Source organism: uncultured Winogradskyella sp. (assembly GCF_947498005.1).
In the GTDB taxonomy this organism is placed as follows: Bacteria; Bacteroidota; Bacteroidia; order Flavobacteriales; family Flavobacteriaceae; genus Winogradskyella.
On sequence record NZ_CANMIW010000001.1, the window covers coordinates 724245 to 738638 of the forward strand.

General features: G+C 33.1%; 13 protein-coding genes. All 13 read left to right on the forward strand.

The features are described 5' to 3' along the window. The first annotated feature begins 22 nt into the window (after positions 1–22). The 13 genes from nrfD to Q0891_RS03205 all read left to right on the forward strand — a co-directional run bounded on the left by nrfD (position 23) and on the right by Q0891_RS03205 (position 14348). Complete coding sequence (gene nrfD / locus Q0891_RS03145; RefSeq protein ID WP_299098650.1) at positions 23–1774, forward strand: NrfD/PsrC family molybdoenzyme membrane anchor subunit; 1752 nt, start codon at positions 23–25, stop codon at positions 1772–1774. A gap of 8 nt (positions 1775–1782) precedes the next feature. After that, positions 1783–2322: a DUF3341 domain-containing protein gene (locus Q0891_RS03150; protein WP_299098652.1), complete on the forward strand. Its 540-nt coding sequence runs from the start codon at positions 1783–1785 to the stop codon at positions 2320–2322. A 1-nt stretch (position 2323) separates the two neighbouring features. After that, on the forward strand, positions 2324–2884 hold the full coding sequence (locus Q0891_RS03155) for a cytochrome c (protein WP_299098654.1): 561 nt from the start codon (positions 2324–2326) through the stop codon (positions 2882–2884). Positions 2885–2906: 22 nt separating this feature from the next. Then, a complete protein-coding gene (locus tag Q0891_RS03160) occupies positions 2907–4274 on the forward strand; it encodes a quinol:cytochrome C oxidoreductase (RefSeq protein ID WP_299098655.1) in 1368 nt (455 codons plus the stop codon). 24 nt (positions 4275–4298) lie between these two features. Beyond that, entirely contained in the window at positions 4299–5357 is a 1059-nt protein-coding gene (locus Q0891_RS03165) for a cytochrome c oxidase subunit II (RefSeq protein WP_299098657.1), read from the forward strand. A 34-nt stretch (positions 5358–5391) separates the two neighbouring features. Next, positions 5392–7188 (forward strand): cbb3-type cytochrome c oxidase subunit I, encoded by a 1797-nt coding sequence (locus Q0891_RS03170; protein ID WP_299098659.1) that lies wholly within the window; start codon positions 5392–5394, stop codon positions 7186–7188. 168 nt (positions 7189–7356) lie between these two features. Continuing rightward, on the forward strand, positions 7357–8379 hold the full coding sequence (gene ruvB, locus Q0891_RS03175) for a Holliday junction branch migration DNA helicase RuvB (RefSeq protein ID WP_299098661.1): 1023 nt from the start codon (positions 7357–7359) through the stop codon (positions 8377–8379). Between the two features lie 14 nt (positions 8380–8393). Next, positions 8394–9728, forward strand: coding sequence for a cytochrome P450 (locus tag Q0891_RS03180; protein ID WP_299098663.1), 1335 nt, complete (start codon positions 8394–8396; stop codon positions 9726–9728). Beyond that, positions 9728–10654, forward strand: coding sequence for a tRNA epoxyqueuosine(34) reductase QueG (queG, locus tag Q0891_RS03185; protein ID WP_299098665.1), 927 nt, complete (start codon positions 9728–9730; stop codon positions 10652–10654). Before Q0891_RS03180 ends, queG begins: the two co-directional genes overlap by 1 nt. Before the next feature lie 203 nt (positions 10655–10857). After that, a complete protein-coding gene (locus Q0891_RS03190) occupies positions 10858–11535 on the forward strand; it encodes a response regulator (RefSeq protein ID WP_299098667.1) in 678 nt (225 codons plus the stop codon). A 279-nt stretch (positions 11536–11814) separates the two neighbouring features. Beyond that, positions 11815–11985 carry a hypothetical protein gene (locus tag Q0891_RS03195; protein WP_299098669.1) on the forward strand — a complete coding sequence of 57 codons (171 nt, stop codon included), beginning with the start codon at positions 11815–11817 and terminating at the stop codon, positions 11983–11985. Positions 11986–12146: 161 nt separating this feature from the next. Continuing rightward, positions 12147–13160 carry a hypothetical protein gene (locus Q0891_RS03200; RefSeq protein ID WP_299098671.1) on the forward strand — a complete coding sequence of 338 codons (1014 nt, stop codon included), beginning with the start codon at positions 12147–12149 and terminating at the stop codon, positions 13158–13160. A 174-nt stretch (positions 13161–13334) separates the two neighbouring features. After that, on the forward strand, positions 13335–14348 hold the full coding sequence (locus Q0891_RS03205; protein ID WP_299098673.1) for a hypothetical protein: 1014 nt from the start codon (positions 13335–13337) through the stop codon (positions 14346–14348). Positions 14349–14394: the final 46 nt, after the last annotated feature.

Consider the following 14394-nt stretch of genomic DNA (forward strand, 5'->3'; position numbering starts at 1 on the left):
TTAAAGTAACAAGTATATAATTATGGCGTCTCATTACGAAGCACCTATTAGAAGACCTTTAGTAACTGGAGAAAAATCGTATCACGATGTTACAGTTGATGTAGCAAGACCAGTGGAAGGCAAAGCCAACAGAGCATGGTGGATTGTTTTCAGTATTGCTTTGGTAGCATTCCTTTGGGGAATAGGTTGTATTATTTATACAGTATCTACTGGTATTGGAGTTTGGGGTCTTAACAAGACTGTAAACTGGGCTTGGGATATTACTAACTTCGTTTGGTGGGTTGGTATTGGTCACGCAGGAACACTGATTTCCGCGGTACTTTTATTATTCCGTCAAAAATGGAGAATGGCAATTAACCGTTCTGCAGAAGCAATGACAATTTTCTCTGTAGTTCAAGCAGGTTTATTCCCAATTATCCACATGGGTCGACCATGGTTAGCGTATTGGGTACTGCCAATTCCAAATCAATTCGGTTCGTTATGGGTAAACTTTAATTCACCATTACTTTGGGATGTATTTGCAATTTCAACGTATTTATCTGTTTCATTAGTATTCTGGTGGACTGGTTTATTGCCAGATTTTGCAATGTTAAGAGATAGAGCAGTTAGACCTTTCCAAAAGAAAATTTATGCTTTAGTAAGTTTCGGTTGGTCAGGTAGAGCTAAAGATTGGCAACGTTTTGAAGAAGTATCTTTAGTACTTGCTGGTTTAGCAACACCATTAGTACTTTCAGTACACACTATTGTATCTTTTGATTTCGCGACTTCAGTTATTCCTGGTTGGCATACAACGATTTTTCCACCGTATTTTGTGGCAGGAGCTATATTCTCAGGATTTGCAATGGTAAACACTTTACTTATCATCATGAGAAAAGTGTGTAACCTAGAAGATTATATTACAGTTCAACACATCGAATTAATGAATATTGTAATTATGCTTACAGGTTCTATAGTAGGTGTGGCATATATTACTGAGTTATTTATTGCATGGTATTCTGGTGTAGAATATGAACAATATGCATTTTTAAATAGAGCAACAGGGCCTTACGCTTGGGCTTATTGGGCAATGATGTCTTGTAATGTATTCTCTCCTCAGTTTATGTGGTTTAAGAAATTAAGAACGAGTATTATGTTCTCTTTCTTTATTTCAATTGTAGTAAATATCGGAATGTGGTTTGAGCGTTTTGTAATTATTGTAACATCATTACATAGAGATTATTTACCATCATCTTGGTCTATGTTCTCTCCAACGTTTGTTGATATCGGAATATTTATAGGAACAATTGGTTTCTTCTTTGTATTGTTTTTATTGTACTCACGTACATTCCCCGTTATTGCGCAAGCAGAGGTTAAAACAATATTGAAATCTTCTGGTGAACGATACAAAAATATTAGAGAGCGTGGCGATAGTTTAGTCGGTACAGGTTCAGATGCTAGAACATCGCATCCTGTAGCTTTTAAATCGACTGCTACAACAACTACAGAAAAGCCGGCAGAATTACCAAGTAGTAATGATGAAAAGCTCAATAGTTTATTTGAAGGTATCGGTAAATTTGATGCGTCAACACAAACAGCTGACGATTTAAAAACTGTAAATGGAATTGGTCCTAAAATGGAAGAAGTTCTTAACAGTATAGGTATTTATACTTTCCTTCAGGTAAGTAAAATGACGAAAAAAGAATATGATTTGTTAGATTCAATTACAGGTTCTTTCCCAGGAAGAGCAGAACGTGATGATTGGTCTGGACAAGCTAAAAACTTATTAAACAACTAATATAGTCTATGGAAGCTTCGAAAGTAATTCATGCTATTTATACAGATGATGATGTATTAATGTCAGCCGTTAAAAAGGTAAAGGCACAAAAGCATCACATTGAAGAAATATACACTCCTTTTCCGGTTCACGGACTAGATAAGGCAATGGGATTGGCACCTACACGTTTAGCAATTACAGCATTTTTATATGGATGCGTTGGTATAACAGTGGCCATTACAATGATGAATTTTATAATGATTAAAGACTGGCCACAAGATATTGGTGGTAAACCAAGTTTTAGTTATTTAGAAAATATGCCTGCGTTCGTTCCAATTATGTTTGAGTTAACGGTATTTTTTGCGGCACACTTAATGGTAATTACGTTTTACTTAAGAAGTAGAATGTGGCCATTTAAAAAAGCTGAAAATCCAGATCCTAGAACTACAGATGACCATTTCTTAATGGAAATTGCAGTACATAATAATGAAGAATCATTAACTAACCTGTTAAGAGAAACAGGAGCAGTTGAGATAAATATTGTTGATAACGATGAAGATGCACATTAATATGAAGACATCCTTAAAATATAGCGCAGTATTAGTCCTATTGGTAGGTCTTGTATCTTGCCAAAAGACTTCTAGTCGAAATTATCAATACATGCCAAATATGTATGAGTCTGTTGGTTATGAAACCTACCAAGAATCTGATGCATTTGGTAATGGACTAGAGGCGCAATTACCTGCTGAGGGATCAATTCCAAGAGGTGATTTTATGCCTTTTGAGATAGAAAACACAAATGAAGGTTATGCATTCGCGAAAGCAAACCTTAAAAATCCTTTAGATTCACTTCAAGTAAATTATGCTGAAGGGAAAGTACTATATGAAATTTACTGTGGTATTTGTCATGGAAATAAAGGAGATGGTAAAGGAAAGTTGGTTCAACGCGAAAAGATACTAGGTGTTCCTAGTTATGCAGATGTAGGTAGAGCTATTACAACTGGTAGTATTTATCATACTTTGTATTATGGTAAAAATACTATGGGTTCTTACGCGAATCAATTGAACGAACAAGAACGTTGGCAAGTGGTTGCTTATGTTGAAAAGCTAAAGGCTGATTTAGAAAAATAAGATTTAGATAAAGATTATATAAATGGAATATAAAATTTCAAATCGATTAAAAATAGGTGCTATTGTTTTAATAGTCTTAGGAGTGCTAGGAGTAGGTTACGGCTTTATGGATGCTAGTAGTGTCACTAAAGAGAATATAACTGAATTTTTAGCAAACGAAGATCATCATGGTGCACATGCTACAGAAGGTCATGGTAAAGCTCATGAAGATGTTGCTACTCATCATGAATTAGATACTCATGGAGAGGAAGCTCATGGAGCTGCGCATGCAGAAGAAGATCATTCAATGAGTCATGAAGAGCATGTATTACACCAAATACATAATAGGCCATGGTCAGCTTTATATGTTGCGGCATTCTTTTTCTTTATGATTGCCTTAGGAGTATTAGCTTTTTATGCTATTCAATATGCTGCTCAGGCAGGTTGGTCTCCAGTTTTATTTAGAGTTATGGAGGGAATTACTGCATATGTTCTACCTGGTGGTTTAATTGTTTTACTTATTGCGTTTTTTGCCGATAGTCATATTTTTATATGGATGGATGAAGACGTAGTTGCACATGATGCACTTATTCAAGGAAAAGCAGGTTGGTTAAACAAAACTGGCTTCATGATTAGAGGTTTAATATTTTTAGCTGGTTGGTCGGTTTACCGTATCTTCGCGAGGAAATTTTCAGTTGCTCAAGATAATGCTGATATTAATGATAACAGAAACTTCAAAAAGAACTTTAGAATTTCTGCTGGTTTCCTAGTATTTTATATTTATACTGAATCAATGATGTCATGGGATTGGATAATGAGTGTAGATCCTCACTGGTTTAGTACTTTATTTGGATGGTATGTATTTGCAAGTATGTTTGTAAGTGGCATTACAGTAATAGCTTTAATTACAATATACTTAAAGTCTAAGGGTCTGTTGACATTTGTAAATAATAGCCATATACATGATTTAGCTAAGTTTATGTTTGGTATTAGTATTTTCTGGACCTATTTATGGTTTTCTCAATTTATGTTAATCTGGTATTCTAATATTCCGGAAGAGGTAACTTACTTCGTAACAAGAATTCAAGATTACAACTTACCATTCTTTGGTATGTTAGCACTTAATTTTATATTCCCTTTATTATTATTAATGAATAGCGATTACAAACGTATTCCTTGGTTTGTAGTTATGGCTGGAGTTGTAATATTATGTGGTCACTATATAGATATTTTCAATATGATTATGCCTGCAACTGTTGGCGATAGATGGTTTATTGGAATTCCAGAAATTGGATCAATTTTATTATTTGGTGGACTATTTCTATTGGTTGTTTTTACAGCACTTGGTAAATACCCATTATTAGCAAAAGGAAACCCTTTCATTAAGGAAAGTGAACATTTCCATTATTAATTTTAAATAAGAACAGAAACGATAATGACTGCTTTATTAACGATTATAATTGTACTCTTTGTTGCTGTTGCCTTATGGCAAATGGTAAAGATTTTTGATTTGGCTCAGGTTGGCACAACAAATTCTCAAGTTGCAGACGACCATGATAATAAAATCAATGGCTATTTAATGATAGGATTCCTAATCTTTATTTATCTAATAACTATTCTTAGTTTTTGGTATTTAGGAGATTTACCTCTAATGTCAAACGCTGCATCAGAACATGGTGTAGAGGTAGATAATCTTATGATTATCTCAATGGTTGTCATTTTTATAGTTCAAACCTTAACTCAATTTATATTGCATTATTTTGCTTATAAGTATAGAGGAGAAAAAGGTAAAAAGGCCCTTTTCTACGCAGACAATACAACTTTAGAGTTTATATGGACTGTGATTCCTGTAATTGTATTAGCAGGTTTAATTATTTATGGATTATTTACGTGGAATGATATTATGAATATCGATGAGGATGAAGACCCTATGGTAATTGAATTATATGCACAACAATTTAGTTGGAAAGCTCGCTACAGTGGTGCAGATAATGTATTAGGTAAAGCTAATGTAAGATTAATTGATATTGATCGTGCGAACGTATTAGGTGTCGATGAAGATGATCCTAATGCTGCAGATGATGTTATCGTTACAGAACTTCACTTACCAGTTGGTAAGCCAGTTGTTTTTAAGATGAGATCACAAGATGTTTTACACTCAGCTTATATGCCTCATTTTAGAGCTCAGATGAACTGTGTACCTGGTATGGTAACTCAATTTGGTTTTACACCTACAATTACAACTGCAGATATGAGACAGAGTCCTGATATGGTTGAAAAGGTAAAAAATATTAATGCTTTAAGATTGGAACGAAAGGCAGAAATAGAGGAAGCAGGTCAAGATCTTGTTTATGAGTTCGATTATCTTTTATTATGTAATAAAATATGTGGTAAGTCTCACTATAACATGCAGATGAAGATAATTGTTGAAACACAAGAGGAATATGATGCATGGTTGAAAGAACAGAAAACCTTTCCAAACTCATTAAATTAATACAATTTTTTTAAGAAAAAGATAATTAGAGATTATGTCAGCAACTATAGATACACACGGTCACGAAGAAGATCACGACGTACATCATCATAAAGAAACATTTATAACTAAGTATATATTTAGTATTGATCACAAAATGATCGCTAAGCAGTATTTAATTACTGGTACTATAATGGGAGTTATAGGTGTACTGATGTCTATTATGTTCCGTATGCAAATTGCATGGCCAGAAGAGCCTAACTTACTTTTTGAAGCAGTATTAGGAAAATGGGCACCAGGAGGTGTAATGGATGCTGATATTTATTTGGCATTAGTTACTATACATGGTACAATAATGGTATTCTTTGTATTAACGGCAGGTTTAAGTGGTACCTTTAGTAATTTATTGATTCCACTTCAAATTGGCGCAAGAGATATGGCCTCAGGATTCCTGAATATGGTGTCTTATTGGTTATTCTTTTTGTCTAGTGTAATCATGGTTATTTCGTTGTTTGTAGAAGCTGGACCAGCAGCAGCAGGATGGACAATTTATCCTCCGTTATCTGCATTACCAATGGCATCAGGTGGTTCTGGAATGGGTATGACATTATGGTTAGTGTCAATGGCTATTTTCATTGCATCATCATTATTGGGTTCACTAAATTATATTGTTACAGTAATTAACTTGAGAACAAAAGGTATGTCAATGACAAGATTACCTTTAACAATTTGGGCATTCTTTGTAACAGCAGTAATTGGTGTAATTTCGTTTCCAGTATTATTATCGGCGGCTTTATTATTAATAATGGATAGAAGTTTTGGAACGTCATTCTTCTTATCAGATATTTTTATCCAAGGTGAAGTATTACACTACCAAGGTGGTTCTCCTGTATTATTTGAACACTTATTTTGGTTCTTAGGTCACCCAGAAGTATATATTGTAATATTACCTGCAATGGGATTAGTGTCTGAAATTATGGCATCTAATTCGCGTAAACCGATTTTCGGTTATAGAGCGATGATTGCTTCGATTTTAGCAATTGCATTCTTATCTACAATAGTTTGGGGTCACCATATGTTTATTTCAGGTATGAATCCTTTCTTAGGATCTGTATTTACATTTACAACATTATTGATTGCAATACCTTCGGCAGTAAAAGCATTTAACTGGATAACGACTATTTGGAAGGGTAATCTCCAGATGAATCCCGCCATGTTATTTTCTATTGGTTTTGTATCTACATTTATTACAGGTGGATTAACAGGAATTATTTTAGGAGATTCAGCATTAGATATTAATGTACACGATACATACTTTGTAATTGCTCACTTCCACTTAGTAATGGGTATATCTGCACTTTACGGAATGTTTGCTGGTATCTATCACTGGTACCCTAAGATGTTTGGTCGTATGTTAAATAAAAACTTAGGTTATTTACATTTCTGGATTACTGCAGTTTGTGCTTATGGAGTTTTCTTCCCAATGCACTTTATTGGAATGGCAGGTTTACCAAGACGTTATTATACAAATTCAAACTTCCCATTATTTGATGATTTAGCTAATGCAAACGTCATTATCACAATTTTTGCAATCATTGGTGGTGTTGCTCAGATAGTATATTTATACAATTTCTTTGCAAGTATGTTTTTTGGTAAAAAGGCAGAACAAAACCCTTGGAAGTCTACAACTTTAGAATGGACTACACCAGTTGAGCATATACATGGTAACTGGCCAGGAGCTATTCCTCATGTTTACCGTTGGTCTTATGACTATAGTAAGCCAGGACATGATGTAGATTTTGTACCTCAAAATGTGCCTTTAAAAGAAGGAGAAGAGGAATTACAACATTAATATTCTCAAGAGAATATAAATCTCATAATAGAGATTCACAATATCAAAGTCTTTCTGTTTTCAGAAAGGCTTTTTCGTTATATTTGTTTTGACTATGTTGTCATTCTGAACTCGTTTCAGAATCTTTATATTAATTAAATAAGATTCCAACTTTCGAGGGAACTAAAGATGAACGAAAACCTAAATCCAAACAACGACAACTTCACACCTGAAGAATTAGATGTTGAAAAAAAATTAAGACCTTTAACTTTTGAAGACTTTACAGGTCAGGATCAAGTATTAGAAAACTTACTGGTTTTTGTGAAAGCGGCAAATCTTAGAAATGAAGCCTTAGATCATACATTATTTCATGGACCGCCAGGTTTAGGTAAAACTACGTTAGCGCATATTTTAGCTAATGAATTAGATGTTGGTATTAAAGTGACTTCAGGCCCTGTTTTAGACAAACCAGGTGACTTAGCCGGATTACTTACCAATCTCGAAGATCGTGACGTTTTATTTATAGATGAAATACATCGATTAAGTCCAATTGTAGAAGAGTATTTATATTCTGCAATGGAAGATTATAAGATTGATATAATGATAGAGTCTGGCCCAAATGCTAGAACTGTTCAAATTAATCTAAATCCATTTACTTTAGTTGGTGCAACCACAAGGTCTGGTTTACTTACAGCACCAATGCGAGCGCGTTTTGGTATTAGTAGTCGTTTACAGTATTATAAAACGGAATTATTAACGACTATTGTACAGCGTAGTGCCTCTATTTTAAATATGCCAATTACTATGGAAGCTGCTATAGAAATTGCAGGTAGAAGTAGAGGAACACCTCGTATAGCGAATGCTTTATTGAGACGTGTTAGAGATTTTGCGCAAATAAAAGGTAATGGCAAAATAGATATCGAAATTGCCAAGTTTGCATTAAAAGCGCTTAATGTAGATGCCTACGGTTTAGATGAAATGGATAACAAGATTTTAACCACAATCATTGAAAAATTTAAAGGAGGACCTGTAGGTATTAGTACAATTGCGACAGCGGTAAGTGAAAGTACAGAAACGGTAGAAGAGGTCTACGAGCCATTTTTAATACAACAAGGTTTTATAATGCGAACACCTCGTGGACGCGAAGTAACAGAACAAGCGTACAAACATTTAGGAAAAATTAAAGGACCAACGCAAGGAGGTTTGTTTTAAAATAAAGCCTCAATTTGAAAAAAGAACAAAATATACCAGCAGTTCCACTTAGTAAATTCTTCAAACATTCTTTAGAAATATTAAAGAATCCTCTGCCGTTTCATCATCAGAACTTTGTAGAACAAGGTGATGTTTTTCGATTAAAAATAGGATTTAAAAATAGTGTAATTTTTGTTCGAGATGCGTCTTTGGCAGAATATGTACTTCAAAAAAATCAGAAGAATTATACAAAATCTAAAATTCAAACTGAAGATTTAGTCAAGTATGTTGGTAAAGGATTGTTAACCTCTGAAGGTGAGCATTGGAAAAAACAACGGAAGCTAATTCAACCTGCTTTTCATAAAAAACAATTAGTAAATCTATTAAATAATATAGAAAATGCTATTAAAACGGAATATAAAAGAATTACACCTAATGTTGTAATAGACATTTTTCCAATCCTTAATGATTTAGCATTTCAAACGGTTGTGAAGTCTTTATTTAGTATCGCTGTAAAAAAGCAAGATATTAATGACCTTCAAAATATAACTGAGGAAACACAAAAAATGTTGGTTAAGGAATTGCGTCAACCTTATTTGGGTTGGTGGTTTAGTTTAAGTGGAGAAATTAAAAAGCATACAGATTTAACAGACCAAGCCAGACAAATTTTAAAACGTATTGTAAACGACAGACGTGATTCTAAAACAAAAGAGCACGATTTGTTAGACATGCTGTTAGATGCAAAGTACGACGATGGTTCGTCTATGGAAGAAGAGCAGCTTGTAGACGAAATTTTAATCTTGTTTGCAGCAGGCCATGAAACCACATCTAACGCATTAACGTTTGCAACACAATTATTAGCATTGCATCCAGAATGGCAAGACAAAATTTATAACGAACGTAAGGTAATAGAAGAAGAATCGGATGACTTAATGGATGTAGTAACGAAGTCTAAAATTTGTCAACAAGTTATAGAAGAAGCTATGCGATTGTATCCACCAGCTTACTTTATAGATCGCGTAAATAAAGCACCAGATACATTTAATGATTTGGAATTTGAAGCTGGGTCAAATTTACTATTTTCAGTTTACGAAATGCATCGTAATCCAAAATTATGGGAACAACCAGATACATTTTTACCAGAACGATTTAATGAAGGAAGCCGAAAGTTTTCATCACAATATTTTCCCTTTGGAGCAGGACCAAGAAAATGCATTGGAAACAATTTTGCCATGTTTGAGATGATAATTGCCATTTCGGAATTAGTGTCAAACTATAAAATTGTTCCAGATTTTGAAGCCATAGAAATAACGCCTTTAATTACACTAAAACCAAAAAACGCTTTTTTAAAGTTTGAAGAGCGCACCTAATGCATAATAATACAGCCAAATACACTGAGTTAATTAAATCCGAAGCCAAGCGTCTCGGATTTTTGTCTTGTGGTATAAGTAAAGCTGGCTTTTTAGAAGAAGAAGCACCAAGGCTAGAGCGCTGGTTAAATAAAAATAACAATGGAGAAATGCGTTATATGGAAAACCATTTTGACAAGCGTTTAGATCCAACCTTATTAGTAGAAGGCTCTAAAAGTGTGGTGTCTCTATTGTTAAATTATTACCCTTCAGAGCTTCAAAGAGAGGACTCTTATAAATTATCTAAATACGCCTACGGAAACGATTACCATCATGTTATAAAACATAAGCTAAAGTCGCTGTTATATTTCATTCAAGATGAAATAGGTGAGGTTGGAGGACGCGCATTTGTAGATTCTGCTCCAGTTTTAGATAAAGCTTGGGCTGCAAAATCTGGTTTGGGTTGGATTGGAAAACACTCTAACCTTTTAACACAACAAGTAGGCTCATTCTATTTTATTGCCGAATTAATTATTGATTTAGAACTAGACTATGACACACCAGTTACGGATCATTGCGGAACATGTACGGCTTGTATAGATGCTTGCCCAACTGAAGCCATTACAGAACCATACGTGGTAGATGGTAGCAAATGCATTTCGTACTTTACTATAGAACTAAAAGAAAATATTCCAACAGAATTTAAAGGAAAATTTAACGATTGGATGTTTGGCTGTGATATCTGCCAAGACGTTTGCCCTTGGAATAAATTTTCTAAACCTCATAACGAACCCTTATTTAATCCACATCCTGAGTTATTAGATATGACCAAAAAAGATTGGGAGGAAATAACAGAAGATACGTTTAAAAAAGTGTTTCAGAAATCTGCAGTGAAACGAACTAAGTTTTCTGGTTTGGGGCGGAATGTTGAGTTTTTGAAGGATTAATTATGTTGTTGAAGAACAATAAAGAATGTAATTAAAAGTTATTTTGTTGTCAGAAAATACTTTTTTTTAATGTAAAATTATTTTTTTTGTTAAAATAAAAATATATTTTTGAATACCCTCTAGTAGCTTTTTATCCCTTTATTGTAACGAATCCTTAATCGTTAAAACTTGTCAAACCCTAATTTGACCTAAACTACTTTGCTATGCACAAAACTTACAACGTCTTAATTATAGACGATCATCCTTTTGTTATTGACGGTTTTGAACGTGCATTACATTTCATTGCTAATCAATCTGGTACTATGAGTTTTAGAACGCATAGCTCAACTTGTTGCAAAACAGCTTATGATAAATTACAAAATTACACTACGAGTCAAGATTTGGATTTGGTAATTTTAGATATTAGTTTACCTATGGATAAGAGTCTTAAAATAAGTTGTGGTAAAGATTTAGGTATCTTAATAAGAAAGTGGTTGCCAAATACTAAAATTCTGGTTTGTACTATGCATGTCAATAGCTATAAGTTAAGGCAAATACTCAATGCGTTTGACCCTTTAGGGTTTATTAATAAAGCAGACGTTAATTTTCAGGGTTTTGTAGCCGCTATTAATGATGTCTTGAACAATAAACTACATTACAGTCAGACCATTATTAATGCCATTAAGCAAAAATCCTCAAATCAAATCAATCTGGACGATTATGATATTCTTATCTTAAAAGAACTTGCTAATGGCGCAAAGATGAATGACTTATTAAAATTAATTCATCTATCTAAATCAGGTATAGATAAGCGAAAACGTCTTTTGAAAGTAAAGTTTGGTATGGATACTAATAGTGACCGTGATTTGGTTTTGGCCGCTAGAGCTAAGGGGTTTATTTAGATTTCCGTTTTTGCTTACTTTATGTGAGGATTTATGTAGTTTTATTTAAGCTGCAATGTCTACATTTACAGAACAAATAAAGAATAAAATTCAGTACTGTCCTGGTTTAGGGTTAAATATTTCTTAACACAAAAAATGTATTCAATTTGAATGAATTTGAGACTGTTAATTAATATTTCAAAGGTAAAATATAACAAAATTAAAAATATTTATTGCGCAATAAATAGGCGTTAACCGAAAAGCCATTAAATAGAGTAGGTAAAATCAAAATTAAATATTATGAAATTTAAATTAGACGATTTTAAGATTTGTGAAATTACCGAGATTAGTCAAGTTGTAGGAGGAGCAAGTGACTGTAAAACCGCATCTCATGCTTCAGCTAGTAATGGAGGGTGTGATGATGATTGGAGTTGGGATGACAGAAGTAGCAACGAATTAGCTATGGCGTAAATTATGTAGTTTTTGACTATATAAATCTTACTTATGTTGACTGCTAATTAATTGGATACTATTTCTTGTGGTTTAAGATGCTTAGCAGTCAATTTAGTATTCTAGATAGTGTAATGTTTTTTAAAATTATTTATAATTTTTGATCATTTATTAACCAAGATATGTATATTATATTTTCTGAAAAAGATGATAAACAGACAAACGAGATTATAGATCGACTTCTCTTTTATGACAAAGAGGTTAACCGCTATAACGAAGATTTTAACGAAACGCAACTTAAAGAGCTTTCAGGTTTTTTTCGGAGCCTGAAAATTACTATAAACTCTGAACTTTCTATAAAAGGAAATAAATTAGCTATCTATCATCGCAGGCCCATACCTACACTAATAAGCCTTCTTTTAGAAAGGGAATTAGTGGAAACAGATATAGTTTATCCAAACTTCAAAAAAGATTCAAGGTATTTTCGATTACTCAAAACTAATTACCTAACACACCAAAGTAGGTTTTATGAGATAGTTCTAAATAATCCCAATTATACCATTTGCAAAATTGATCATAGAGTTAACAAGCTGGATGTGCTTATAAAAGCGTCAGAATTGGGAATGGACGTACCTAATACACTAGTTTCAGGCGATAGAGAAGAGATAATTAAATTTTTTCAAGAATGTAACGAGAATATAATAACAAAATCTTTGTATGCAATAATACCAAGTTATAATGGGAATGATGAAGGATTCATATTGAAGTCTTACACTGAACCAGTAGAAGACGTAGAAATGATTCCAGAACATTGCTTTCCTGCTTTTTTTCAACAGAACATAGAAAAAGCTTACGAAGTCCGCGTTTTTTTCTTGGACGGAAAATGTTATTCCGCTGCTATCTTATCTCAAACTAACAATACCTCACATGTAGATTACCGACGTGAGGATATGGAAAACCCAAGCCGGATTGTACCATATAATCTAAATAGTAAGACAAAATCGCAAATCATAAAATTGATGAAAGTCGTGGGTCTAAATACAGGATCTTTGGATTTTATTATAGGGCAAGATGGTAAGACTTATTTCCTTGAGGTTAATCCAGTCGGACAATATGGTTTTATTAATAGCGCGTGCAATTTCAAAATTTCTGATGATATTGCTAAAAAAATGATACAATTTCATGAAAGACAGTAAACTTACACTAAAAAAGGGCAATGAACTGCCCTTGAACTATTCGTTGATCTCCGTGGAGGAAGATCAATCTAAAAAAGATATTAGTGAGGGCATGATACCTGTAGAATTTTGTAAGATATATAATGCAGACATGTTCGTAAGAAACCCTTATAAGAAAATAATAGAATATTAAATATGAAATATTTTAGATTCCATGGCAATTGTTTTATTGTAAAAGGAGCAACTCAAGCATTAGTGTATGATTTGTTTAAGAGTAGAACCATTGATATTTCGCTACAATTTGCTATGCTATATGAATCTCGGTTTTTAATTGATACATATGATGAGGTTTTGGAAAGCCATAAACAATGGAAAGAGCCAATAATTAAACTCATTAATTTTTTAATTGATAATGATTTCGCCTTTTTCACTCATGAACCAGAAAACTTCCCTCAGTTAGACATAAAGTTTAACAACGTAAAGAGGATATATAGTTCTGTTATTGAACTTGATACTAAATCTCTTCAACTCTATGAAGCTTTGATTGAAAATTTATTATCTTTTGATTGTCAATTTTTTTGTCTAATAGTAAGTGAAGATGTTTACGATCATGAGGAATTTGAAAAACTATTGGGGATATTTAAAGAGAGTCGTGCTAAATGGGTACAAGTAATAATGAAAAGGCCATATTTAGATTTTAAAGAATTGAAACAGGTAACGCATGATATGAGAATTGTTTATAAAATTTACGATGCCCCTAAAGATAAAACAATCAAAGATAGGTGGTGGCTTGAGGAGAGTCCTCATAAATTTGATATTGTTGAGTATATTTCGGACTCTTTTGATTTACGCATTAAATCCAAGTACGGAATAGAACATTTTTATCCGACTCAAGATGTATTTTTGGAATCTCAAAATCATAACCCTTTTTTTAATTTAAAAGTTTGTATTGATAAGGCAGGCAACTTCAAGAATGATCTTGCCTTTGATGAGTCTTTTGGAAATTTTAAAACCCGATCTTTTCATGACCTATTGAAAGACGAATCTTTTAAGAAGTTATGGTATATTAAAAACGATAAAATAGAAAAGTGCAAAGATTGTCAATACCGCTATCAGTGTTTAAGCAATTCGAATATTAAAGAAATTGAGGGTAAATATTTTAAAATTGATTCTTGTAATTTTGATCCTTATCAAAATGTATGGATTTAGTTTTTGGTGTTTTAGAACAATCATAAGAGACGTGCTGGAACATGAC

What these genes read in the sequence shown, in the direction of transcription:
- nrfD (WP_299098650.1), top strand. Translation starts at nt 23, where the DNA reads ATGGCGTCTCATTACGAAGCACCTATTAGAAGACCTTTAGTAACTGGA.
- Q0891_RS03150 (WP_299098652.1), top strand. Translation starts at nt 1,783, where the DNA reads ATGGAAGCTTCGAAAGTAATTCATGCTATTTATACAGATGATGATGTA.
- Q0891_RS03155 (WP_299098654.1), top strand. Translation starts at nt 2,324, where the DNA reads ATGAAGACATCCTTAAAATATAGCGCAGTATTAGTCCTATTGGTAGGT.
- Q0891_RS03160 (WP_299098655.1), top strand. Translation starts at nt 2,907, where the DNA reads ATGGAATATAAAATTTCAAATCGATTAAAAATAGGTGCTATTGTTTTA.
- Q0891_RS03165 (WP_299098657.1), top strand. Translation starts at nt 4,299, where the DNA reads ATGACTGCTTTATTAACGATTATAATTGTACTCTTTGTTGCTGTTGCC.
- Q0891_RS03170 (WP_299098659.1), top strand. Translation starts at nt 5,392, where the DNA reads ATGTCAGCAACTATAGATACACACGGTCACGAAGAAGATCACGACGTA.
- ruvB (WP_299098661.1), top strand. Translation starts at nt 7,357, where the DNA reads ATGAACGAAAACCTAAATCCAAACAACGACAACTTCACACCTGAAGAA.
- queG (WP_299098665.1), top strand. Translation starts at nt 9,728, where the DNA reads ATGCATAATAATACAGCCAAATACACTGAGTTAATTAAATCCGAAGCC.
- Q0891_RS03190 (WP_299098667.1), top strand. Translation starts at nt 10,858, where the DNA reads ATGCACAAAACTTACAACGTCTTAATTATAGACGATCATCCTTTTGTT.
- Q0891_RS03195 (WP_299098669.1), top strand. Translation starts at nt 11,815, where the DNA reads ATGAAATTTAAATTAGACGATTTTAAGATTTGTGAAATTACCGAGATT.
- Q0891_RS03200 (WP_299098671.1), top strand. Translation starts at nt 12,147, where the DNA reads ATGTATATTATATTTTCTGAAAAAGATGATAAACAGACAAACGAGATT.
- Q0891_RS03205 (WP_299098673.1), top strand. Translation starts at nt 13,335, where the DNA reads ATGAAATATTTTAGATTCCATGGCAATTGTTTTATTGTAAAAGGAGCA.